The sequence below is a fragment of the Kribbella sp. CWNU-51 genome, assembly GCF_054073265.1.
Map to the genome: position 1 here is coordinate 234,482 of NZ_JBSXMZ010000007.1, position 22,197 is coordinate 256,678.

Annotated in this window: 16 protein-coding genes and 1 pseudogene; 11 read left to right on the forward strand and 6 right to left on the reverse strand. The window is 69.8% G+C overall.

The features are described from left to right. The first annotated feature begins 2 nt into the window (after positions 1–2). The 6 genes from ACXC9Q_RS09500 (at position 3) to radA (ending at position 7,115) form a co-directional block, all read left to right on the forward strand. Positions 3–698 (forward strand): class I SAM-dependent methyltransferase, encoded by a 696-nt coding sequence (locus tag ACXC9Q_RS09500; protein ID WP_457056114.1) that lies wholly within the window; start codon positions 3–5, stop codon positions 696–698. Between the two features lie 103 nt (positions 699–801). Next, positions 802–1,353, forward strand: a complete 552-nt coding sequence (locus ACXC9Q_RS09505) for a hypothetical protein (RefSeq protein WP_457056115.1) — start codon at positions 802–804, stop codon at positions 1,351–1,353. A 91-nt stretch (positions 1,354–1,444) separates the two neighbouring features. After that, the gene (locus tag ACXC9Q_RS09510; protein ID WP_457056116.1) at positions 1,445–2,590 is read left to right on the forward strand and encodes an ABC transporter substrate-binding protein; all 1,146 of its coding nucleotides are present in this window, start codon (positions 1,445–1,447) and stop codon (positions 2,588–2,590) included. Next, entirely contained in the window at positions 2,590–4,362 is a 1,773-nt protein-coding gene (locus ACXC9Q_RS09515) for an ABC transporter permease subunit (protein WP_457056117.1), read from the forward strand. The genes ACXC9Q_RS09510 and ACXC9Q_RS09515 overlap by 1 nt, the downstream gene beginning before the upstream one ends. Further along, positions 4,359–5,675 (forward strand): hypothetical protein, encoded by a 1,317-nt coding sequence (locus tag ACXC9Q_RS09520; protein WP_457056118.1) that lies wholly within the window; start codon positions 4,359–4,361, stop codon positions 5,673–5,675. The genes ACXC9Q_RS09515 and ACXC9Q_RS09520 overlap by 4 nt, the downstream gene beginning before the upstream one ends. A gap of 36 nt (positions 5,676–5,711) precedes the next feature. Beyond that, entirely contained in the window at positions 5,712–7,115 is a 1,404-nt protein-coding gene (gene radA, locus ACXC9Q_RS09525) for a DNA repair protein RadA (RefSeq protein ID WP_329482422.1), read from the forward strand. Positions 7,116–7,162: 47 nt separating this feature from the next. Here radA and ACXC9Q_RS09530 read toward each other — a convergent pair whose 3' ends face one another. After that, a complete protein-coding gene (locus ACXC9Q_RS09530; protein ID WP_457056119.1) occupies positions 7,163–9,361 on the reverse strand; it encodes an FUSC family protein in 2,199 nt (732 codons plus the stop codon). 252 nt (positions 9,362–9,613) lie between these two features. On the opposite strand from ACXC9Q_RS09530, the gene ACXC9Q_RS09535 reads away from it, so the two are divergent. From ACXC9Q_RS09535 to ACXC9Q_RS09550, 4 genes are all read left to right on the forward strand, one after another. Continuing rightward, complete coding sequence (locus ACXC9Q_RS09535; protein WP_457056120.1) at positions 9,614–10,552, forward strand: beta-ketoacyl-ACP synthase III; 939 nt, start codon at positions 9,614–9,616, stop codon at positions 10,550–10,552. A gap of 219 nt (positions 10,553–10,771) precedes the next feature. Continuing rightward, the gene (gene disA / locus ACXC9Q_RS09540; protein WP_328526919.1) at positions 10,772–11,827 is read left to right on the forward strand and encodes a DNA integrity scanning diadenylate cyclase DisA; all 1,056 of its coding nucleotides are present in this window, start codon (positions 10,772–10,774) and stop codon (positions 11,825–11,827) included. 119 nt (positions 11,828–11,946) lie between these two features. Beyond that, a complete protein-coding gene (locus ACXC9Q_RS09545) occupies positions 11,947–12,519 on the forward strand; it encodes a PadR family transcriptional regulator (RefSeq protein ID WP_457056121.1) in 573 nt (190 codons plus the stop codon). Next, positions 12,495–14,009 carry a DHA2 family efflux MFS transporter permease subunit gene (locus ACXC9Q_RS09550; protein WP_457056122.1) on the forward strand — a complete coding sequence of 505 codons (1,515 nt, stop codon included), beginning with the start codon at positions 12,495–12,497 and terminating at the stop codon, positions 14,007–14,009. Before ACXC9Q_RS09545 ends, ACXC9Q_RS09550 begins: the two co-directional genes overlap by 25 nt. Here ACXC9Q_RS09550 and ACXC9Q_RS09555 read toward each other — a convergent pair. Next, complete coding sequence (locus ACXC9Q_RS09555) at positions 13,980–14,612, reverse strand: hypothetical protein (protein ID WP_457056123.1); 633 nt, start codon at positions 14,610–14,612, stop codon at positions 13,980–13,982. The genes ACXC9Q_RS09550 and ACXC9Q_RS09555 overlap by 30 nt on opposite strands. 23 nt (positions 14,613–14,635) lie before the next feature. Here ACXC9Q_RS09555 and ACXC9Q_RS09560 point away from each other — a divergent pair. Beyond that, positions 14,636–15,542, forward strand: a pseudogene (locus ACXC9Q_RS09560) (A/G-specific adenine glycosylase). Positions 15,543–15,577: 35 nt separating this feature from the next. Here ACXC9Q_RS09560 and ACXC9Q_RS09565 read toward each other — a convergent pair. The 4 genes from ACXC9Q_RS09565 to ACXC9Q_RS09580 form a co-directional block, all read right to left on the reverse strand. After that, positions 15,578–16,528 (reverse strand): DivIVA domain-containing protein, encoded by a 951-nt coding sequence (locus tag ACXC9Q_RS09565; RefSeq protein ID WP_457056124.1) that lies wholly within the window; start codon positions 16,526–16,528, stop codon positions 15,578–15,580. A 72-nt stretch (positions 16,529–16,600) separates the two neighbouring features. Further along, the gene (locus ACXC9Q_RS09570; RefSeq protein ID WP_457056125.1) at positions 16,601–18,583 is read right to left on the reverse strand and encodes a kinetoplast-associated-like protein; all 1,983 of its coding nucleotides are present in this window, start codon (positions 18,581–18,583) and stop codon (positions 16,601–16,603) included. Positions 18,584–18,862: 279 nt separating this feature from the next. Then, positions 18,863–21,400: an ATP-dependent Clp protease ATP-binding subunit gene (locus ACXC9Q_RS09575; protein WP_457056126.1), complete on the reverse strand. Its 2,538-nt coding sequence runs from the start codon at positions 21,398–21,400 to the stop codon at positions 18,863–18,865. Positions 21,401–21,738: 338 nt separating this feature from the next. Continuing rightward, the gene (locus tag ACXC9Q_RS09580; protein WP_328525827.1) at positions 21,739–22,068 is read right to left on the reverse strand and encodes a histone-like nucleoid-structuring protein Lsr2; all 330 of its coding nucleotides are present in this window, start codon (positions 22,066–22,068) and stop codon (positions 21,739–21,741) included. Positions 22,069–22,197 lie beyond the last annotated feature (129 nt).

Genomic DNA, 22,197 nt, shown 5'->3' on the forward strand with positions numbered 1-22,197 from the left:
CTGTGAGCATTGCGGAGGGCGGGATCCCGAGTCCCAACATCTGGCAGCACCCGAAGGTGTACGAGGTCGAGAACCGGGCGGTGGATCCGGACGGCGTGATCGAGCCGGCCATGCGGGCGATCCGGGACTGGGCCGGACTGACGGTGCTCGACATCGGCTGCGGGACCGGCTTCCATCTGCCCCGGTTCGCGGAGACCGCGGCCCGGGTGGTCGGGGTCGAGCCGCATGGTGCGCTGGCCGACGCGGCCAGGCGTCGTACGCGCGGATTGCCCAACGTCGAGGTGCGGCAGGGTACTGCGCAGCGGTTGCCCGTGCCGGACTCCTCGATCGCCGTGATGCACGCGCGCTGGGCGTACTTCTTCGGGCCGGGGTGTGAGCCCGGGCTGGCCGAACTGGACCGGGTGATGCGGCGGGGCGGGACCGCGTTCGTGATCGACAACGACGCGAGCCGCTCGACGTTCGGTGGCTGGTTCGGCGCGGCGTACCCGATGATCAAGCCGGCGGTCGTGGAGAAGTTTTTCACCGAGCGCGGGTGGACGCGGACGCCGCTGGACATGGGCTGGCGGTTCGAGCGGCGGGAGGACCTCGAGGCGGTGGTCCGGATCGAGTTCAAGCCGGCCGACGCGGACCGGATCATCGCGTCCCACTCCGGGGTCGAGGTCGACTACGCGATCAACCTCTGGAGCAAGACCTTCTGAACGTCTTCTGAAACGACACCCGGGACCGGCTGCGGGCGGACCTGCGGGGCCCATAGGGTTGACGAACCACTCGACGGGTCTTCTGGGGAGGCGCCAGCCAGGGATGGACGGACTGCTGCTCGACCGCGTGCCGGGGTTGCCGGATCGACTTCGGATCGACGTAGGTCAGCAGCGAGCCGTGGTGATACCCGCCGCGGTGGACCGCCGTCGGCTGGCCGACCTGGTGACCGGCGCCGAGGATCCGCCGGACGGCGCGGTGGTGAAGATCGGCGGCGCGGTCCGGCTGGTGCCCGCCGAGGGTGGACTGCTTCCGCACCTGACTGTCCTCGACAACGTGATCCACGGGCACACGGTCGCGCATCCAGTCACCAAGCAGGCCGCGAAGGAACAGAGTCTGGTCAAAGCCGGCCGGTGCGGTCTCGCGGACGTGCTGGACCGCTACCCGCACGAGATCACCCCAGGCCGTCGCCGGCTGGCCGGTGTGGCCCGAGCACTCGGCGCCTATCCGCGAGTGATCCTGCTGGAGGACGCGAACGGCCTACCAACCTGGGGATCCCTACTGCGCATCGAACACAACCCGGACCTCTCGTCCGCGGCGATCCTGCTCATCACAACCAGTCCAGCGCGTACGGCGGGTTTCCTGGATGCGGAGTAGTCGCCGAGCGTTCCTGGGAGCCGCCGCCACGCTAGTGGTCGCGGGCTGTTCGAGCGATGTGCTCGGACTGCGCCGTAGCGTACGGGTCGCCGTGAGCTGGAGCGGTCAGGAGCTACGTGCCTTCCACAAGGTGCTCGACGGTCTCGGCCGGCTGGACTACCCCGTGGAGGTCGTACCGCTCGGCGACGACATCTCCACGGCGTTCGGCGCCCGGTCCACGCGCCGACCGGACATCGTGATGCTGCCGCAACCCGGTCTGGTCCCCCGTCATCTCCGCGATCTCGACCCGATCCCCGATGACCTGGCCGAGCTCGGCCAGGCCCGCCTGTGGAAAGACCTGTTGGTGCACGACGGGACGACGTACGGCGTGCCTTTCAAGACAGCGCACAAGTCGGCGGTCTGGTATCGGCCTTCGGTGTTCCAGCAGGTCGGCGTAAAGCCTCCACGGCTGTGGGCGGACTGGCTGGATCTCAACCGGACCTTGACGCAGGCCGGGGTCACGCCGTTGTCGTTGGCTGCTGGTGATGGCTGGGTGCTGACCGACTTCTTGGAGAACGTGCTGCTGGGCATAGCGCCGGCTGTCTATGCAGGACTTGCGACGGCTGCTGATCCACGTCCGTCCCGGCAGCCGCAGTTCGCCGCTGCACTGCGGTTGTTGGGGACGATGTGGTCGGCTCCTGGTGCGCTGGCCGGTGGAGTGAAGCGCTCGCTCGTCCAGCAGTTCCCAGATGCCGTCGTGGAAGTATTCGGACACCGCAGAGCAGCCATGGTGCTCGCATCCGACTTCGCCGAGCCGGTCGTACGGTCGTTTGCCGCAGACCCGGACGACATCGGTGTCTTCACCTTCCCACCCCTGGAACCCGGCGCGGCCGCGCCCGTGGTTGTCGGTGGGGACGTCATGGTGTTGCCGAAGCCGACCACCGAGGACGCACGCGATCTGGTCCGGCGGCTGGCCGCTCCAACCGCCGCGGATCCGTGGATCAAGGAGGGCGGGTTCCTGGTCGACGGACAGGTGTCGGGCTACTCCCCCGAGCTCACCCGGCTGGCCGAACAGCTGACCCGACCGGGCGAGCAATTGCAGTTCGACCTGTCCGACCTGCTTGGACGGCTCGGTGACATCAACGGACTGTGGCGTGTCCTCACCGACTTCCTGACCCAGATCGGTGGCCGCGGGGCTGCCGTCGTACCCGAGGCTGTCGACGCGGCCATGAGCGAACTGCGCGAGGTGGAGGGCTGATGGGCCTGCAGACGAACGGCCTGTCGCTCGAGGTCGTCGGCCGGGAGGTGAGCGGACGGCCGGTACCGGGAAAGCCGCGCCGGCCGGCCGGACCGTACCTGCTGGGCTTGCCGGCGCTCCTGCTGAGCTGTCTCCTGCTGATTCCGATCGGGGTGACGGTGGCCGCGGCGTTCCGGACGCCGGGCGGCCTCGGTTTCGGCAACTTCGCGGTGATGGGCGACCCCGGCGCATTGCGTGCTGTGGGCAACAGTCTGCTCTGGGTGCTGGTCGCCTTCGGACTCGTCGCGGTCGGGTTCTTCCTTGCCCTGTTGAGTTATCGGCTGCCCGCACTGACGTCGTTCCTGCAGCCTGCACTGGTGATCCCGTTCGCGGTGTCGGTGCTGGTGTCCGGTGCGACGTTCCGGCTGATCTTCGACCCGACGCCGGAGCGTGGGACCGTGACAGCGGTCTGGACGCGACTGTTCGGGTCGAGTCCGGTGTGGCTGGGCCCTGGTCTGTTCTGGCTCGTGCTGGTGTCCGCCTTCGGCTGGACCTGGCTCGGGTACGTCGTGTCGCTGTTCCGCGCCGGTCTGGACGCAATCCCCGACGACGTGACCCGAACCATCGCTGCCGAAGGAGTGACGGGGTGGCGGCGGCTCCGGGCGCTGGAGATCCCGATGCTGCGGCCGATCACCGGTGTGGTCACGCTGACCCTGGTGATCGCGGCAGTCCGGGTGTTCGACCTGGTGCTGATCGTCGTACCGGGTTCGATGCAGCGGTCCGCGGATGTGCTCGGCCTGAACTGGTGGCGTGCGACCACGACTGGCGACGACTCCGGACGTACGGCGGCCCTCGGTGTAGTGCTGTTCGCCATCGTGGCCGCGGTCGGCGTGATCGGCGTCCGTGGACTGCGACGGCGTCGCTGGGCCATGCCCGTCACGGTCGCGCCGCCCGACCCGTCACTGGGTCGGCCGAAGCCGAGCAAGCGGGTACGCCGGACCGGGTGGACGGTCGGGTTCGCAGTGAGCCTGGTGTGGATCTTCCCCGCGGTGGTGCTCGTCGCAACTGCGCTGCACTCACCGCGGGAGGCCGGGCTGCGAGGTTGGTGGCCCCTGTCGGGACTGGGGTTCTCATCGTTCGCGGCGGCTGCGAATATCGGGCTGTTCCGGGCTCTGCTATCCACAGTGCTCATCGCCGGTGCAGCCACGGTTGTCCTGCTGGTGATCGCCGTACCGACGGCTTATCTGGTCGCATGGGGCGGTTTGCCGCAGTGGCTGGGCCGGGCGGTGACGTCTGCCTTTGTAGTGCTGGCAGTGACTCCTGTGCAGATGTATGCCGCTCCGCTGCGGGATGCGATCGGTGGTGCTGGGTTAGCGGGATCGCGGATCGCACTGGCGCTTGTGCATGCGGCCGCCGGTCTGCCGTTCGCTGTGCTGTTGCTGCGGTCTGCTTTCGCATCGGCTCCACCAGCGTTGGTGTCTGAGGCACTCCAGGGTCCCGCGCGGCAGAGCGCCGTACTCGCGACTGTGCAGCGGACGTATCGGCCCGCACTGGTTGCTGTCGCGGTGCTCGAGTTTGCACTGGTGTGGAACGACTTCATCGTCGGCTTCCTGATCAGTGGCCCGGGTACGACGCCGTTGTCGCTGGTGTTGTGGGGTGAGGCGCGGCAGTTCTCGGCGTCGAGTGGAACCGTGGCCGCTGCGGCTGTGGTCGCGTCCGTCGTGCCGGCTGTGCTGATGCTGTCGTTCTGGCAGACCGTGGTGCGCGGGCTGACCGCTGGGAGCAGGCCATGAAGGCTGACGTGGAGCGCGGGCCTTCTTCGGAGGAGAAACCGCCGCGGACGGGACGACGCGGACGCGTCTTCGGGATCAGTGGACTCGCATCCGGCCTGCTGACCGGACTCCTGACCGACGGCTGGTCGCAGAGCTTCAGTGCGACCGGCTGGGTGCGCATCGTCGGCGTCGCCGTGGCCGTCATCCTCTTGCTGATCTGGGCGATCTACAACGCGCCGGCCGCACTCCAGGCCTATCGACGCCGGCGGTACGGCGTTCAGGCGCCGATCGCCGCGCCCGAGCTTCATGCGGCGGCCGAAGAGGCCGAGCAGTGGATGATCGCACTCGGGTCCGATGCCGGCGGGATGGCGGCGGCCGAGTGGTACTCGATGAACGAACCGCAACTGCGCGAGGTACTGCTCACGGAGAAGCCGCGCGACGAGACGGCCGATGACCTGGCCCGGATCTGTGACGCGCTCGAGGTCTGGTACCTCCGCCGCTCAGAGCCGGGTGCATTGCTGGAGTTGAGTGAGTTTCTGAGCGCTGTCGCGGACGCATGTGGGCGCCGCGACCTGGCCGAACTCGCCGCCGCCCGCGCGGCAACGGCGTACCGGCTGATGGGCGATCTGGAAGCGGCGAGCACCCGGCTGGGCGTCTCGGACAACGTCGCGACGCACACTCGGACCGCGGCCGCTCTGACGACTCGTAGACAGGTCGAGCGGGCACTCCTCCACCTGGCCCGAGCTGAATTGGCGCCAGCGGGCAACGACCGCGACGAGGCCGTACTGAACGCCCGGGACCGGTTGGACGACGCACGGCTGAGCCGCCCGGGTCCGGACCTGGCCGCCGAGATCGCGATCTACATCAACCGCGCGATCGTGCAGCTGTATCAGCAGGACCCGGAGGGCGCGCTGGATCAGCTTCGGCCGGCCGTGGCCCGCGCGACCGCCGCGGGCGACATCAGCGGTCAGGCGCATGCCCTCGAGCTCACTGGCGTGGCGGCGTGGATGCAGCGCAGTCCGCACGAGGCGAAGCGCTGGTGGCAGCACGCCGAACACCTCTACGCCGAGGTCGACGAACGCGAAGGCCGCGCGCGGTGTCTTCAGCACCTGGGCTCGGCAGAGGTCGCGGCCGGCCGGCTGCGCTCCGCGCGTGAGTTGCTCGAGCAGAGTGCGCTGTTGCGGACGTCGGAGAGCGAGATCCTGGCGAGGTATCTCGAGGCCGCACGGGAGATCGCCGCCCCGCCGGTGGTCGCCGAAGACGCCGGGCACCGCGTCGCCGTCAGCTGGCTCACTCGCAGCCTCAAGCGCATCCGCAACCACTTCGCCCGTTGACGGGATTTGTCGGCGGTTTCGCTTAGGTTGTTGGGCATGGCGAAGACGGCGGGGCAGACCAAGAGCAAGGCAACGTCGTTCGCGTGTTCGGAGTGTGGCTGGACGACGGCCCGCTGGATCGGCCGGTGCGGTGAATGCCAGGCGTGGGGCACGGTCGCCGAGGTCGGTGCGCCCAAGGCCGCCCGGATCACGGCCGGTCCGGTGTCGTCGCCGGCGATGCCGATCGCCAAGGTGTCCGCGATCGAGGCCGAGTCCCGTCCGACCGGCATCGCCGAGCTCGACCGGGTCCTCGGCGGCGGCGTCGTACCAGGGGCGGTGATCCTGCTCGCGGGTGAGCCCGGCGTCGGGAAGTCGACGCTGTTGCTCGAGGTCGCGGCGCAGTCGGCCCGGCGCGGTCAACGCACGCTCTACGTCTCGGGTGAGGAGTCGGCCGCCCAGGTGCGGCTGCGCGCCGGGCGGACCGACGCGCTCGTCGACGAGCTGTATCTCGCGGCCGAGACCGACCTGGGCGCGGTGGTCGGGCAGGTCGACGCCGTGGATCCGTCGTTCCTGGTGATCGACTCGGTGCAGACCATGGCGCATCCGGAGGTCGATGGCGCGCCCGGTGGGGTGACGCAGGTCCGCGAGGTCACCGGTGCGCTGGTGCGGCTGGCCAAGGAGCGGCACATCGCCGTCGTACTGGTCGGGCACGTGACCAAGGACGGCGCGATCGCGGGGCCGCGGATGCTCGAGCACCTGGTCGACGTCGTGCTCGCGTTCGACGGCGACCGGCACTCCGGGTTCCGGATGGTGCGGGCGACCAAGAACCGATTCGGGCCGTCGGACGAGGTCGGGTGCTTCGACATGGTCGACACCGGGATCGTCGAGGTGTCGGACCCGACCGGGCTGTTCGTCTCCGAGCACGCCGAGCCGGTCGCCGGGACGTGCGTGACGGTGATGATGGAGGGCCGCCGGCCGCTGCTGGCCGAGGTCCAGGCGCTGGTCGGCCCGTCGGCCGCTCCCCAGCCGCGCCGGACCACGTCGGGGCTGGAGTCGTCCCGGGTCGCGATGGTCCTCGCCGTACTCGGCAATCGGGCCGGCCTCAAGCTGACCGATCAAGAGGTGTACGTCGCCACCGTCGGCGGCGTGAAGATCACCGAGCCGGTCGCGGACCTGGCCGTCGCGATCGCGGTCGCGTCGTCGGTGATGGACCGCCCGATCCATCCCGGCCTGATCGCGATCGGCGAGGTCGGCCTGGCCGGTGAGGTCCGCCGGGTCGGCGGCCTCGAGAAGCGCCTGGCCGAAGCCGCCCGGCTGGGCTTCACCAAGGCGATCGTTCCCGCCGACGTCCCCAACCGCGGCAAGGACCTGAAGCCGATGGACATGCAGGCCAAGTACGGCCTGCGCGTCTTCGCCGCCCCCGACCTCCCCTCCGCCCTGATGGCCGCCGGCCTCGCCTGATTTCGTCACCCCACCCTCCCGGCCACGCGGGTCGACGGTCGCGACGTTCACCGCTGGGCGCGGGGTGCTGTGACGGACGCTGGGACGAACGCCCGCTCGAGCCGGTCGAGGTCGTCGGCCAGCGCGTGCAGCCAGCTCCACCCGTCGACGATCCGCAGCGCCGCGTCCTGCGCCCCGGACGGTGTCGGGGCGCCGGAGTCGTCGAGCCGTCGGGTCAGGGAGGCGCCTGCGCCGGCGGGAGGAGAGTCGCCTGCGGCGATGGCGGCGGCCGCGGTCGCGTAGTCGGTGCTGACCTCAACCGCCGCGGCCTCCAGGGCTCCTGCAGCGTCGATCGGCGGATACGGCCCGCCGGTGTGACGGGCCTGTAGCACGGACGCATAGTCGGCAAGCCGGTGCACGACCGACAGCACGATCAGCCAGTCCGGGCCGGGGTCGCCGGACGGCTCGGTGCGGAACTGCACGTACGCCTGGTCGAACAGCATCGCCTGTCGGTTGAGGTCGGGCGGGGTCCCCGAGGAGACACCACGGGTCAGCCGCGTGATGGTGTCCCAGATGACGCGCGCACCCGCGTCCAGGCCGGCCGCGGCTGCCCGCCGGACCTCCCCGCCGCCTCCGCGAGGCCACACCGCCGCGCCGATGAGCGCGCCGACGAGGCCGCCGACGACGACGTCAGCGAGCCTGACTTCGGCCAACCGCCAGTTCGCCGGTGCGACCTGCGCGAACAGCAACGCAACGACGACGGTGAAGCAGGCCTGGCCGGCCGCGACACCGAACAGGGGGCCTGCCGCGAACCCCAGCATCATCACCAGCGGCAAAGCCCAGGCCAACACGTCGTGATCGGGACCGACGAGGGCGAGCAGGCCGGCCGCGACGAGCGCACCGCCGACCGTTCCGACGAAGCCGCGCAGAAAGACGGCTCGGTCCGCCACCGCCGACGTGCGCATCAGACTCAGGGTCGCCAGCAGGACCCAGAAGCCGTGCGAGAGGTCCAGCACGCCGGCGACGACCCGGGCGACGGCCAGACCGACGGCGAGGCGCACCGCGTTCTGCAGATACACCGAGCGCGGCGTGAGATTCGCGCGGACGCGTTGCCACACCAGCTCCGCGGGCCGGGCGTGCAGGAACCACAGCTCCTGCGGCGTCGTGGCGGGATCGGGTGCCGGCGCCCTCAGGAGGCCGCCTCCGGCGAGCACGGCAGTGCGGGCGCTCTCGGCGACGGCCATCCCCGCGAGCCCAGCCCGGAGGTCCGCCGGAGCCCCCGCCTGGTTCGCAAGGCGCCGGCCCCGCTCGGCGACGTAGCTCTCCAGCGCGCCGTCGAGGCCGGTGGTGGCGATCGGGGTCGGGCGGCCGGCTCGCAGCGCCGCGGCGAGGGTGGCGAAAGCGTCGCCGGACGCGGCGACGAGATCGGCGGTACCGGGATGCCTGGTGCGCTGCGAGTCGGTCAGCAGGTCGGCGAGGTCGGCCAGGCGGCCCGCGGTCACACGGGTCGCGGCGCTGGCGGCGAGCAGCGCACGGTCGCGGATGCCCGGGCCGAGGGGCCGTTGCGCCGGCGGGATGTCCGACAACCGCAGCCGGGCCACGGCGTCGAGTGCAGCCCGGCGGGCGGCGAGCTCCGGGCCGATGGCGGCCGCAGGGCGCTGCAGCACCGGTCGCAGCGCCGCCGCGTAGGCGGCAACGGCGTCCGCCGCTTCGAGCAACCGCTCACTGTGTGGTCGTGGAGCGGCCGCGGGCCAGACCAACCGGTCGGCGAGTGTGAGTAACAGGCCGCCCACCAGCAGGCCGATGAGCCGCTGGTCGAGGGTGTCCGGAGCGAACGGCGGGAAGCACGGCAGCACGTAGAACAGTTGCAACCCGTTGGCCACCCCGGCGACCCGAGGGCCGCCCACTCCCGCGAAGGCCACGACGAACCCGACGACGAGCATCCCCGCGGCGGCGACCGCGGTACTCACCGCCGCCAGGGTTCCCGCAGTGATGAGCACGGCCCCGATGGCGATCGCGGCGAGGTAGGTCCGTGTCCGCGTCGACGGTGCTCCCTGCACGTCCGACAGCCCCCCGAGTGCGACCGCCGTGAAGAGGGCGTACACCGCCGTCGTCGTGTCCCCGACGACGTACTGCAAGGGGTAGAACCCCAGACAGGCCGCGACGGTGACCTGAACGGCCCGGCGTACCGCGGCCCGCCCGCGGTCGTCGAGCCGCCTGATGCGCCCGACGGTGGCGGCGGTCGACCCCCGGACGTCCACCGTCATGTCATCCGGCTCCGTCCCTACCGAAGGTGCGGTTCTCGGTGGCCGACGGAACGGGCGTAGGTCTGCCCATCCCCCCGGACCACCTTACGCCGCGATGCCTGCGGAGAGATCACACCGAACTGCGGGTGTGGGGTGAGACGGGGATCTACACAGGGTAGATGGGGAACGTACTCTGGGGGGCGCCCCGCCGGGTTCAGTGGCGAACCTGGGAACCCGCCGGCACCCCCCGCCGGATGACCGCAGGAGCACGAGATGACCGGATCCAGAGTTGTCGCGCTCGGCCACTACCAGCCCGAGCGGGTGCTCACCAACGCCGAGCTCGCCACCATGGTCGAGACCAACGACGAGTGGATCCAGAGCCGGGTCGGGATCCGGGAGCGCCGCATCGCGGCACCCGACGAATCGGTCGACGAGATGGCGTGGCGGGCCGCCGACAAGGCCGTCGCCAATGCCGGGATCGACAGCTCCGAGATCGACTACGTCGTCGTCGCGACCTGTACGGCGATCGACCGGTCACCGAACATCGCGGCCCGGGTCGCCGCACGGCTCGGCCTCGGCAACCCGGCCGCCATCGACCTGAACACCGCGTGCTCGGGCTTCACCTACGCGCTGGCGACCGCCGACCAGGCGATCCGGGCCGGCGCTGCTTCGAAGGCCCTGGTCATCGGCGTGGAGAAGCTGAGCGACTGGACGGACTGGACCGACCGCACCACTTGCGTGCTGATCGGCGACGGCGCCGGCGCGGCCGTAGTGGTCGCGAGCGACGAGCCCGAGGTCGGTCCGGTGGTGTGGGGCTCGGTACCGGAGATGTCGGACGCGGTCCGGATCGAGGGCCGCGACGGCCCGTTCCAGCAGGAAGGACTCAGCGTCTTCCGCTGGGCCACCACGCAACTGCCGGAGATCGCGCAGCAGGTGTGCGCGAAGGCCGGCCTGAAGCCCGAGGAGCTCGGCGGCGTGGTCCTGCACCAGGCCAACCTGCGCATCATCGAGCCACTGGCCAAGCGGCTCGGCGCGGTCAACGCGGTGGTCGCCAAGGATGTGGTCGAGTCCGGCAACACGTCGGCCGCGAGCATCCCGATCGCGCTGTCGAAACTGGTCGAGAAGCGCGAGATCCCGTCCGGCGCGCCGGTGCTGTTGTTCGGGTTCGGCGGCGGTCTCTCGTATGCCGGTCAGGTCATCCGCTGCCCCTGACGCGGCAGGCGCCGTCGCCGCGAGGGCTTGATTCACGCGGGAAACCAGAACTGCACGGCCCGGATGCACGAGCGGCTGCACGCGCATGGGCAACCGCGACCGGCAGCGCACCCCGCGACCGGACGCCCACCGGGGACTTCGGCTCCATCGCACCCACTTAACCGCATAGACTCAGGTTCCGTGGCTCCGAATTCCGACAAGAACAGCACCGGCGCCCGGATGCGCGCGACCCTCGCGGCGGTGGCACCCGGGACCGAACTGCGCGAAGGCCTGGAACGGATCCTGCGCGGGCGTACCGGCGCCCTGCTCGTCCTGGGCCACGACAAGACCGTCGACTCGATCTCGACCGGCGGCTTCGAGATCGAGGTCGAGTTCTCCGCGACCGGACTGCGTGAGCTGAGCAAGATGGACGGCGCGATCATCCTCGACCGCGACGTGAGCCGGCTGCTCCGCGCCGCCGTACACCTGATGCCCGACCCGTCGATCCACACCGAGGAGACCGGCACCCGGCACCGCACCGCCGATCGGGTCGCGCGGCAGACCGGGTTCCCGGTCATCTCGGTGTCGCAGTCGATGCACATCATCGCGCTGTACGTCGACGACCAGCGCTACGTCCTCGAGGACTCCGGCGCGATCCTGTCCCGCGCCAACCAGGCCCTCGCGACGCTCGAGCGGTACAAGCTCCGCCTCGACGAGGTGTCCGCCACGCTGTCCGCGCTGGAGATCGAGGACCTGGTCACGGTTCGCGACGTGGCCGCGGTCGCGCAGCGGCTGGAGATGGTCCGGCGGATCGCCACCGAGATCGACGGGTACGTCGTCGAGCTCGGCACCGACGGCCGGTTGCTCACCCTGCAGCTCAACGAGCTCGTCGCCGGGGTCGCCGGTGAACGTGAACTGGTCGTCCGCGACTACCTGCCGCCGGCCACGGGCCGCAAGCCCAAGACGGCGGACGACGTACTGCTCGAGCTGGATGCGGTCAGCCCGACCGACCTGCTCGACATCGGCCAGGTCGCCCGGGCCCTGCAGCTCGGCGGCGCCGAGCAGCTCGACGCCGCGGTCACGCCGCGGGGCTACCGGCTGCTGGCCAAGGTGCCACGCCTGCCCGGTGCGGTGATCGACCGGCTGATCGACCACTTCGGACACCTGCAGAAGTTGCTCGCGGCAAGCATCGACGACCTGCAGACGGTCGAGGGCGTCGGCGAGAACCGGGCCCGCACCGTCCGCGAGGGCCTGTCCCGGCTGGCCGAGTCGAGCATCCTCGAGCGCTACGTCTGACCCGGCTCCAGCTCTCCTCGAGACCCCCGGTGTACTCACCGGGGGTCTTGCGCGTTCAGGCTCTGGCGAGTAATACTCCACGTGGAACATTTCGTGCGGAACAATCCGGGTGGAAGATCGTGACCGACCTGACCCCGCTGGCGATCTCGGTGCTGGCGTTGCTGAACGAGCGGCCGATGCACGCCTACGAGATGTACCAACTGCTCGTCAGCCGGCAGAACGACCGGATCGTCAAGGTCCGGCCCGGCTCGCTCTACCACACCGTCGAGCGACTGGCCGGACACAAGCACGTCCGCGCGACCGGCACCGAACGGGCCGGCAATCGCCCCGAACGCACGACGTACGAGATCACCCCGGCCGGTGCCGAAGCGCTGCGGCGCCGGGTGGAGAGTGGGATCGAGAAGTTCGTCTACGAATATCCGCTGTTCCCGGTGGTCCTCAGTGAGGCGCACAACCTCGAGGCCGAGGATGCGCTGCTGCGGTTCCGCCGCCGGGTCGAGGACCTGGACAAGTGGCTGGCCGATCTGGACCAGTCGCTCGGCCTGGCCCGCGAGAACGGCGTGCACGAGCCCTATTGGATCGGCGGCGCGTACATCCGCCACCAGATCGCCGCCGAACGTGACTGGCTCGCCACCACCATCGAACGCATCGAGAGCAAGGACTTGCCATGGCAACCCCGCAAGAACACGTGAGGCCTCCGGAGGTGCGGCCGTGGCCCGCGCTGTGGGCACTCGTCATCGGCTTCTTCATGATCCTGGTCGACTCGACCATCGTCTCGGTCGCGACCCCCGCGATCCTGGAGGACCTGCACACCGATGTCGGCAGCGTCATCTGGGTGACCAGTGCCTATCTGCTCGCGTACGCCGTACCCCTGCTGGTGACCGGACGGCTGGGTGACCGGATCGGCCCGAAGAAGGTCTACCTGGCCGGTCTGGCCCTGTTCACCCTGGCATCGCTCTGGTGCGGGTTCACCACCTCGATCGGCATGCTGATCCTGGCCCGGGTCTTCCAGGGTCTCGGCGCCGCGATGATGACACCGCAGACGATGGCCGTGATCACCCGGATCTTCCCGCCGGACCAGCGCGGCCGGGCGATGAGCCTGTGGGGCGCGACCGCCGGCGTGGCGACGCTGGTCGGCCCGATCCTCGGCGGCGTGCTGGTGGACGGCCTGGGCTGGCAGTGGATCTTCTTCATCAACGTGCCGATCGGCGTGGTCGGATTCGTCCTGGCGATGCGGCTGGTGCCCGACCTGCCGACGAACGAGCACAAGTTCGACATCCCGGGGGTGGTGCTGAGCTCGATCGGCTTGTTCTGCCTGGTGTTCGGCATCCAGGAAGGACAGAAGTACGACTGGGGCACGATCAAGGGACCGATCTCGGTCTGGTCGCTGATCATCACCGGTCTGGTCGTGCTGGCGACCTTCGTGGTCTGGCAGTCCCGCAACCGCGGCGAACCGCTGCTGCCGTTGGGCCTGTTCAAGGATCGCAACTTCTCGCTGGCCAACATCGCGATCACCACGGTCGGCTTCGCGATCACCGCGATGACGTTCCCACTGTTTCTGTACGCGCAGGCCGTGCGCGGACTGAGCCCGACCAAGTCGGCGTTGCTGCTGGTCCCGATGGCCGTCATCACCGGCCTGCTGTCGCCGTTCGTCGGCCGGCTCACCGACCGGGCGCATCCGCGCTACCTGGCCGGCTTCGGACTCGCGTGCTGCTCGATCGCCCTGTTCTGGCTCAGCCAGGTGATCGAGCCCGACGTACCGATCTGGGAGCTGCTGCTGCCGATCGCGTTGCTGGGCGTGGCGAACGGCTTCATGTGGGCTCCGATCGGCAGTACGGCGACCCGCAACCTGCCGCTGAGTCAGGCGGGCGCCGGGGCGGGCGTCTACAACACGACGCGGCAGATCGGCGCGGTGCTCGGCAGCGCCGGCATCGCCGTACTGATGGAGTCGCTGCTGGCGCGCAACCTGCCGGTGGCATCGAATGGTGCAGCGGCGGGTGAAGGCGCCTTCAGCGGGAGGTTGCCGGCGCCACTGCGCCAGGGCTTCAGTGACTCGATGGCGCAGGCGCTGATCCTGCCGGCCTCGGTGCTGCTGATCGGTCTGGTCGCCGCGCTGCTGTTCGCCAAGCCGGTGCGCACGCAGGGCAAGCCGTCAGACGACCTGGAAAGCCTGCACGGCTGACGAGCGGTCGTCGAAGTCGGCCTTCACCACATAGGTGCCAGGTTTGGCCACCGGCTGCCCGGGAAGGCAGCCGGGGCCGGACCGGTGCCCATTCCAGGGCACCGTACTCATCGCCTGCTTGCCTTTAGCAACAACTAACGTGGCGCGCGGAATCGCCTGCCCACAATGGGTTGTCGTCCAGATCAGGTCCGTGCCGGACATCACCGTCACGGTCAGCGCGCTGGGATCGATCGTCGCCTTACAGCCGTCCGACACCGCGTCGAGCCGGATCACGAAGTTCAGCGCGGACCCGGACGCGATCTTCCGGTTGGCCGGCAGCACCTCGACGCGCACATCGGACCCGGAACACTTCGTGTCCCGTGGAGTTGGCGACGTGGTGGTTCTGGTAGGCGTCGCCGTAACCGTCGGAGTGGTCGTCGGCGCGGCAGGTGGGGCGCTACTGCTCGGGTCCGAGGCGGCCGTGTTCTGCGGGCTGTCACCGCCGCCACCGAACAATCGGACGATGAGAAGGAACAGCAGCGCCAGTACGGCGAGCACCAGTCCCCGGCGGAACCAGTACACGCTGGCGGGCAGATGCCCGACCGGACGGAGCAGGCTGCTCATGTTCGCACCCTAATATCGGGGCTGTGCTCGACCAGTCAGGCTCGCCGCTCACCACCACACCTAGCACCTTGCACGAGCCGGTGCTGGAGTGGTACGACGCCAACGCGCGAGTACTGCCCTGGCGGGAGCCGGACGCCGGCCCGTGGGCAGTGATGGTAAGCGAGTTCATGCTGCAGCAGACACCGGTCAATCGGGTGCTGCCGGCGTACCAGGCGTGGCTGCAGCGGTGGCCGAAGCCGGTGGACCTGGCTGTAGAGGCGCCAGGTGAGGCTGTGCGGGCCTGGGACCGGCTTGGGTACCCACGGGCGCGCCCTACGGCTGCACGCGGCGGCTCAGGCGATTGTGGAGCGCCATGGTGGTGAGGTGCCGGACGATCACGCCGCACTGCTCGCACTGCCCGGCGTTGGCACGTACACGGCCGCTGCGATCGCGTCTTTCGCGTTCGGCCAGCGGCATGCGGTCGTGGACACCAACGTGCGTCGAGTGCTCGCGCGAGCACTCACTGGAGTCGCACAGCCGAGCATCTCCCCCACTGCGGCCGACCAGCGGCTCGCGGTGACCGCACTGCCCGCTGACGAGCCGACAGCCGCCCGTTGGGCGGTTGCCTCGATGGAGCTGGGTGCACTGGTCTGCACCGCGCGTACGCCGAAGTGCGGCGAGTGCCCGATCCGTGGCCGGTGTGCATGGGTGCTGGCCGGGAGTCCGCAGTACGACGGGCCGCCTCGGAAGGGGCAGACGTACGAGGGCACCGATCGGCAGGCTCGTGGCCGGCTGCTGGCCGTGCTGCGGTCCGCGGAGGGCGCCGTACCCAAGACGGCGCTGGATGCCTGCTGGCACGACGAGGCTCAGCGGGAGCGCGCGCTGGACGGCCTGGTGACCGACGGTCTGGTGGAGCCGCTTGCCCACGGCCACTATCGGCTACCGACTTGAGGGCCGGCCCGGGATCCGGGCCGGCCTCAGGTACTTCAGTTCTTCTTGCTGCCGGTGGCGGCTTGCTGGTCGTCGTCGGCCAGCAGGTCGAGCGGCATCGCCGGGCTGCCGGACAGCGTCGCCAGCATCTGGCGGACGTTGGTCAGCTGCGCGTTGATGCTGTCGCGACGCTGGGTCGCGGCGGCGAGCTCGCGCTCGGACTCGGCCCGGATCCGCTCCGACTTGTCCTTCGCGGCGGCGACGATCTCCTGCGCCTGACGGTTCGCGTCGGCCAGCTGCTGCTGGGCCAGGCGCTCGGCCTCGGAACGAGCCCGGTCGGCCTCGCGCTGCACCTGCGCGGCGCGGTCGGTGACGGCGGCCAGCTGCTGCTCGGCCAGTGCGGTCCGGGCGGCGAACTCCTGCTCGACCTTGCCCCGGCGCTCGGCCAGGGTGGTCTCGAAGGCGGCCGCGGCCTGGGCGGACTTGGCCCGCTCCTGCTCGTACAGCGCCTGGGCCTCGCTGCGCCGCGCGGTGGCGTCGCGCTCGGCCTCGTCACGCATGTCGTCGGCCTGGGTGCGGGCCTCCTCGAGGATGCGAGCCGCCTCCGCGTCGACCTCGCTCTTCCAGTCCAGGGAGTACTGCTCGGCCTCCTTGCGGACCTTCTTCGCGTGCGCCTCGGCGTCGGCGACGATCGCTTCGGCGTCGGTGCGGGCACGGGTGACCAGGTCACGGGCCTCGTCGTCGGCCAGCGACAGAATCTTCGCCACCCGCTCACCGAACTCGGTGAAGGTCGGGGTGCGGTCCTTGTTCTCCTCCTGGGCGGAGATGACGGCCGACTCCGCGGCGTCCGTGCGGGTCTGCAGCTCCTGAACGTGCCGCTGCAACTGCTCGGACTGCTGCTGCAGCGCGGTCAGCGAGGTGGTCAGCTCACGGATGTGCTGGTCCACCTGGGCAGGCTCGTAGCCACGCAGAACGGTGCGGAACGGGGTTGGGCTTTCACTGCTCATGTCTTCTGATGCTCACTTCGGTGGGTGGGTGGATCACACATTGTCACTGACAAGGATCTGACTGTCACGTCCTCATCCTGATTCCCCCGTGGAACCCTCGCTGGAAGACATTCCACCACCTGAGCGGAAGCCGGGTACAGCGAGTGCCTCGATCACACCCGAAAGCTGGGTGAGCTCCTTGGTGATCTCATCACGGCGCTGGTTCAATGCCGCGACCCTCGCCTCGGCGTCGGCGAGAAGTTTTCGGGCCTGGGCACGCAGGTCGTCGGCGTGCTCGCGGGCCTGCGCCTCGATCTGCTGGGCCTCGGCGCGGGATCTACGGATCAGGTCGTGCGACTGGCGCTGCGCGTCGGCCAGATCGTTGGCCGCACGCTCGCGCAGGACCCGGGTGCTGGCCTCGGCCTCGGCCTCGCGCCGGTTCGCCCGCTCGATGATCTCCTGGGCGTCGGACGCGGCCGAACCCTTCAGCCGGTCCGCCCTGGCCTGCGCCTGGGCGGTGACCTTGTCGGCGTCGCGCTGGACCGCCGCGAGCGTCGCCTCAGCCTGTTCGGTTGCCGAGGTCAACGTCGTCTCGGCCAGCGCGGTCAGCTCCGCGTTCTCCCTGGCGATCGCGTCCTGGGTCTGCTTCAGCCGGCTGGTCGAACGGCCGACCACGCGGCGCAGGTGGGCCCGCTTCTGCCGGAGCAGCTCGGCGGCGTCGGCAGCGGCCTGGTCGCGGATCGACTGCGCCTCGGACTCGGCCGCGCCGATCAGGTCGTCGACCGTCTTCTTGCTCCACAGTGTCTGCTTCTCGGCCTCGGCCAGCGCCGCCTCGGCGGCCCGGTTGGCGTCCTCGACGATCCGCTGCGCCTCGCCCGTCGCCGTCCGGCGATCCGCCTCGATGGAATCGACCACCAGCTTGGCCTGGGCCCGCGCGTCGGCCATCAGCCGCTCGTTGCCGGCCTCGGTCTCGGCCTTGCGCTCGGCGATCTCGGCCACGGCCTCGGCCCGGAGCTTGTCGATCTCGAGCGAGATCGCGGCGAGCTTGGCCCGCTCGGTCTCCTCCAGCTCGGCGGTCCGGCGCTCCAGCTCGGACCGGTTCTCGCCGCGGAGCCGCTCGATCTCGGCGTGTGCCTCGGCGATCTGGATCCGGGACTTCTCCCGCGCGGCCTCGACCTCGCGCTCGACCGCCGCGCGCAGATCGCTCGCCTCGGTCTCGGCGCGGGCGATCAGGTCGGCCTCGTTGCGCACCGCGGCCTGGGAGACCAGCCTGGCCTGCTCACCGGCGTCCGCGACCAGCTGCTGCGCCTCGCGGCCGGCGCGGTCGACCATCGCCTGCGCCGACTCGCGGGCCAGCTGGGCGTCTTCGAGCAGCTCGTCGGCCGCTTCCTTCAGCTGGGCCGCCTCGGCCTCGGCCGCGGCGATCCGGCGGTCCGCGGCGGCCTGCGACTCGGCCCGCAGCCGATCGGCGGCCGCCTGGCTCTCGGTCCGCAGCTTCTCGGCCGCGGCCTCGGAGTCCGCCCGGCGCCTGGCCACCTCGTCGGCGACCGCGACCCGGAGCTGCTCGGCCGCGGCCTCGGAGTCGGCCTGCAGCCGATCGGCGATCATCGTGGCCTCGGCCCGGACCCGCTCTGCCTCTGCGGTCGACTCCGTCCGCAGCTGGTGCGCCGCGTTGGCGGCATCGCGCCGTACCCGGTCGGCTTCGGCGGTGGACTCGGCGCGGAGCCGCTCGGCGGCCTCCTCGGCCTCGGAGCGGACCCGCTCGGTCTCGGTCTCGGCCTCGGTCCGGAGCTGCTCAGCGGCCCGCTCCGCGTCGTTCAGCAGTCGCTGGGCGGCGGACATCGCGTCGGCCCGTAGCTTCTGCGCGGCGGCCTCGACCTCGGCCTTCAGGTGCTCGGTCTCGGACCGGATCCGGTCGGCGTCCTCACGGGCGAGGTCGTTCTCGTGCTCCGCCTGCTCCCGCAGGGTGTCGGCGATCCGCTGGGCCCGCTCGAGCACGCCGCCCGCTTGCCGCACGCCAAAGGAACCGGTGTCGGCGACCGGTTCCTGGGTCAACGGCAGACGCGGAGCGTCCATGCGACGAGATGATTCCATCCCCGGCCCCCTTTCCGACAGTCCGGGTCCCAACAGCGTGGTCACAGCGTTACAACGCGGTACATGGGCGGGAAGTAACAGGACGATACGGCCATCCGGGTTGCACCGTGCAACTCAAGCGTGTCTCCCTGTACGCACGCTACTGGCGCAGTACTCGCGCCAGTGGCCTGGACCAGTAGTCGTCCCCCCGACTGCCTGAAGCCTACGAAAAACAGCAGGCCTCGCGCGACCGCGCGAGGCCTGCTGTTTTGTTGCTGTCGACTACGAGTCCTGCAGGCCCGAGCCACCGCCGGCGGCGAGGTCGGTCAGCTCCAGGTCCGGAGTCGACGACTTCGGGTTGCCGGTGAAGGTGAAGTACTCGGTCACGCCGTCCGCGTCGACCGTGCCTTCGGGGGCGACGTCGACCACCACGATCTGGCCGGGGCGCAGTTCCCCGAACAGGATCTTCTCGGCCAGGATGTCCTCCACGTCGCGCTGCAGCGCGCGGCGTAGCGGGCGGGCGCCCAGGACCGGGTCGAAGCCCCGCTTGGCGACCAGTTCCTTCGCCGCCGCCGTGAGCTCGATCCCCATGTCCTTGTCCTTCAGCCGCTCCTCCACCTGCGCGACCATCAGGTCGACGATCTTCACGATCGCCGCCATGTCGTGCTGGTGGAAGACCACGATCTCGTCGACGCGGTTCAGGAACTCCGGGCGGAAGTGCTGCTTGAGCTCCTCCGTCACCTTCGCCTTCATCTTCTCGTACGTGCCGCCGACGTCGCTGGCCTGCGAGAAGCCCAGGGAGACCGCCTTGGCGATGTCCTTGGTGCCCAGGTTCGTGGTCATGATGATCACGGTGTTCTTGAAGTCGACCACGCGGCCCTGGGCGTCGGTCAGGCGACCCTCGTCCAGGATCTGCAGCAGCGAGTTGAAGATGTCCGGGTGGGCCTTCTCCACCTCGTCGAACAGCACCACGCTGAACGGCTTGCGGCGGACCTTCTCGGTCAGCTGGCCACCCTCTTCGTAGCCGACGTAACCGGGCGGCGAGCCGAAGAGCCGGGAGGCGGTGTGCTTCTCGGAGTACTCCGACATGTCGAGGCTGATCAGCGCATTCTCGTCGCCGAACAGGAACTCGGTCAGCGCCTTGGACAGCTCGGTCTTACCGACACCGGACGGGCCGGCGAAGATGAACGAGCCGCTCGGGCGACGCGGGTCCTTCAGGCCGGCGCGAGTACGCCGGATCGAGCGGGACAGCGCCTTGACCGCGTCCTCCTGGCCGATGTAGCGCTTGGCCAGTTCCTTCTCCATGTCGAGCAGCCGGGAGGACTCCTCCTCGGTCAGCTTGAAGACGGGGATGCCGGTCGCGGTGCTCAGCACCTCGGCGATCAGCTCCTCGTCCACCTCGGCGACGACGTCCATGTCGCCGGCCTTCCACTGCTTCTCCCGCTCCGACTTGGCGTTGATCAGCTTCTTCTCGTCGTCGCGGAGACCGGCGGCGCGCTCGAAGTCCTGCGCGTCGATGGCCGACTCCTTCTCCCGGCGCACGGTCGCGATCTTCTCGTCGAACTCGCGCAGGTCCGGCGGAGCCGTCATCCGGCGGATCCGCAGCCGGGCCCCGGCCTCGTCGATCAGGTCGATCGCCTTGTCCGGCAGGAACCGGTCCGAGATGTACCGGTCGGCCATCTGCGCGGCGTTCACCAGCGCGGCGTCGGTGATGGTCACCCGGTGGTGCGCCTCGTACCGGTCCCGGAGGCCCTTGAGGATCTCGATCGTGTGCGCGATCGAGGGCTCGGCCACCTGGATCGGCTGGAACCGGCGCTCCAGCGCGGCGTCCTTCTCGACGTACTTGCGGTACTCGTCGAGGGTGGTGGCGCCGATGGTCTGCAGCTCACCACGGGCCAGCATCGGCTTCAGGATGCTCGCCGCGTCGATCGCGCCCTCGGCGGCGCCGGCCCCGACGAGGGTGTGGATCTCGTCGATGAACAGCACGATGTCGCCGCGGGTACGGATCTCCTTGAGCACCTTCTTCAGGCGTTCCTCGAAGTCACCGCGGTAGCGCGAACCGGCCACCAGGGCACCCAGGTCGAGGGAGTAGATCTGCTTGTCCTTCAGGGTCTCCGGGACGTCACCGCGGACGATCTGCTGGGCCAGACCCTCCACGATCGCGGTCTTCCCGACACCCGGCTCACCGATCAGGACAGGGTTGTTCTTGGTCCGCCGGGACAGCACCTGCATGACCCGCTCGATCTCGGTCTCGCGCCCGATCACCGGGTCGAGCTTCGCCTCACGAGCGGACTGCGTGTAGTTCCGGCCGAACTGGTCCAGCACCAGAGAGCTGCTGGGCGCACCCTCGGTGGGCGCACCGGCACTCGACGGCTCCTTGCCCTGGTACCCGCTCAGCAGCTGGATGACCTGCTGGCGGACCTTGTTCAGGTCCGCGCCGAGCTTGACCAGGACCTGCGCTGCGACACCCTCACCCTCGCGGATGAGGCCGAGCAGGATGTGCTCGGTGCCGATGTAGTTGTGGCCCAGTTGCAGGGCCTCGCGCAGGGAGAGCTCCAGCACCTTCTTGGCGCGGGGGGTGAACGGGATGTGCCCGCTCGGTGCCTGCTGCCCCTGGCCGATGATCTCCTCGACCTGGGAGCGGACGGCCTCGAGCGAGATACCCAGGCTCTCGAGAGCCTTGGCGGCGACCCCTTCACCCTCGTGGATCAGGCCGAGCAGGATGTGCTCGGTCCCGATGTAGTTGTGGCTGAGCATCCTGGCCTCTTCCTGAGCCAGGACGACTACCCGACGGGCGCGGTCCGTAAATCGTTCAAACATCGCCAAAGCGCTCCTTGCCTCAGAGGAGTCGGACGTACCGTGTGGGCCGACCCCCGTACATGCATGCTAGTCCCCGGTGCCGACAGGCTCGCTCTGGGCGAACACAACATCAGTAGATCGCCGACCGGCCGGGAGGCATCACAAGGGAACAACCCCGCGGATCTCCAGGGTGTTCCCGCGTGCGCACCTTCGGACAGCGTGTTCGCCACCAGCGAATTTCACCGAACTACTTGCCCGGTCAGTCATCCGCCCCGGATCGGGCTGTCCACACTGTGAAACAACCGGAATGCGGACGGTCCCGGCACCCTCACGGGGCCGGGACCGGCAGTCCTGCGGAATTACTTGGCTTCGTTGTACGCCGCCCGCACCTCGGCGGAGATCCGGCCCCGCTCGCTCACGTCGTAGCCGTTGTCCTTGGCCCAGGCCCGGATGTCGGCCGAGTCCGAAGCCGCCCGGCCCCGTCCCCGTGACCGGGCCGCTGCGCCGCGGCGACCGGACACCCGGCGTCCCGAACCGACGTACCCGGCCAGGGCGTCGCGCAGTTTGGCGGCATTCTTCTTGGACAGGTCGATCTCGTACGTCGTGCCGTCCAGCCCGAAGGTCACGGTCTCGTCGGCCTTACCGCCGTCGAGATCGTCCTCGAGAACCACCTGCACCCTTTGCGCCATCGATGACAACCTTTCCGCGCCCGCCATCGGGCACAATCCCTCTGCCGAATTGTTTGCACCTGATTTGTACCGCACAAACCGCCTTCGTGTCATTCACCTCCCGGAATGAGCCGGAAAGATGTGACCAAA

What these genes read in the sequence shown, in the direction of transcription:
- ACXC9Q_RS09505 (WP_457056115.1), top strand. Translation starts at nt 802, where the DNA reads ATGGACGGACTGCTGCTCGACCGCGTGCCGGGGTTGCCGGATCGACTT.
- ACXC9Q_RS09515 (WP_457056117.1), top strand. Translation starts at nt 2,590, where the DNA reads ATGGGCCTGCAGACGAACGGCCTGTCGCTCGAGGTCGTCGGCCGGGAG.
- ACXC9Q_RS09520 (WP_457056118.1), top strand. Translation starts at nt 4,359, where the DNA reads ATGAAGGCTGACGTGGAGCGCGGGCCTTCTTCGGAGGAGAAACCGCCG.
- radA (WP_329482422.1), top strand. Translation starts at nt 5,712, where the DNA reads ATGGCGAAGACGGCGGGGCAGACCAAGAGCAAGGCAACGTCGTTCGCG.
- ACXC9Q_RS09530 (WP_457056119.1), bottom strand. Translation starts at nt 9,361, where the DNA reads ATGACGGTGGACGTCCGGGGGTCGACCGCCGCCACCGTCGGGCGCATC.
- ACXC9Q_RS09535 (WP_457056120.1), top strand. Translation starts at nt 9,614, where the DNA reads ATGACCGGATCCAGAGTTGTCGCGCTCGGCCACTACCAGCCCGAGCGG.
- disA (WP_328526919.1), top strand. Translation starts at nt 10,772, where the DNA reads ATGCGCGCGACCCTCGCGGCGGTGGCACCCGGGACCGAACTGCGCGAA.
- ACXC9Q_RS09550 (WP_457056122.1), top strand. Translation starts at nt 12,495, where the DNA reads ATGGCAACCCCGCAAGAACACGTGAGGCCTCCGGAGGTGCGGCCGTGG.
- ACXC9Q_RS09555 (WP_457056123.1), bottom strand. Translation starts at nt 14,612, where the DNA reads ATGAGCAGCCTGCTCCGTCCGGTCGGGCATCTGCCCGCCAGCGTGTAC.
- ACXC9Q_RS09565 (WP_457056124.1), bottom strand. Translation starts at nt 16,528, where the DNA reads ATGAGCAGTGAAAGCCCAACCCCGTTCCGCACCGTTCTGCGTGGCTAC.
- ACXC9Q_RS09570 (WP_457056125.1), bottom strand. Translation starts at nt 18,583, where the DNA reads ATGGACGCTCCGCGTCTGCCGTTGACCCAGGAACCGGTCGCCGACACC.
- ACXC9Q_RS09575 (WP_457056126.1), bottom strand. Translation starts at nt 21,400, where the DNA reads ATGTTTGAACGATTTACGGACCGCGCCCGTCGGGTAGTCGTCCTGGCT.
- ACXC9Q_RS09580 (WP_328525827.1), bottom strand. Translation starts at nt 22,068, where the DNA reads ATGGCGCAAAGGGTGCAGGTGGTTCTCGAGGACGATCTCGACGGCGGT.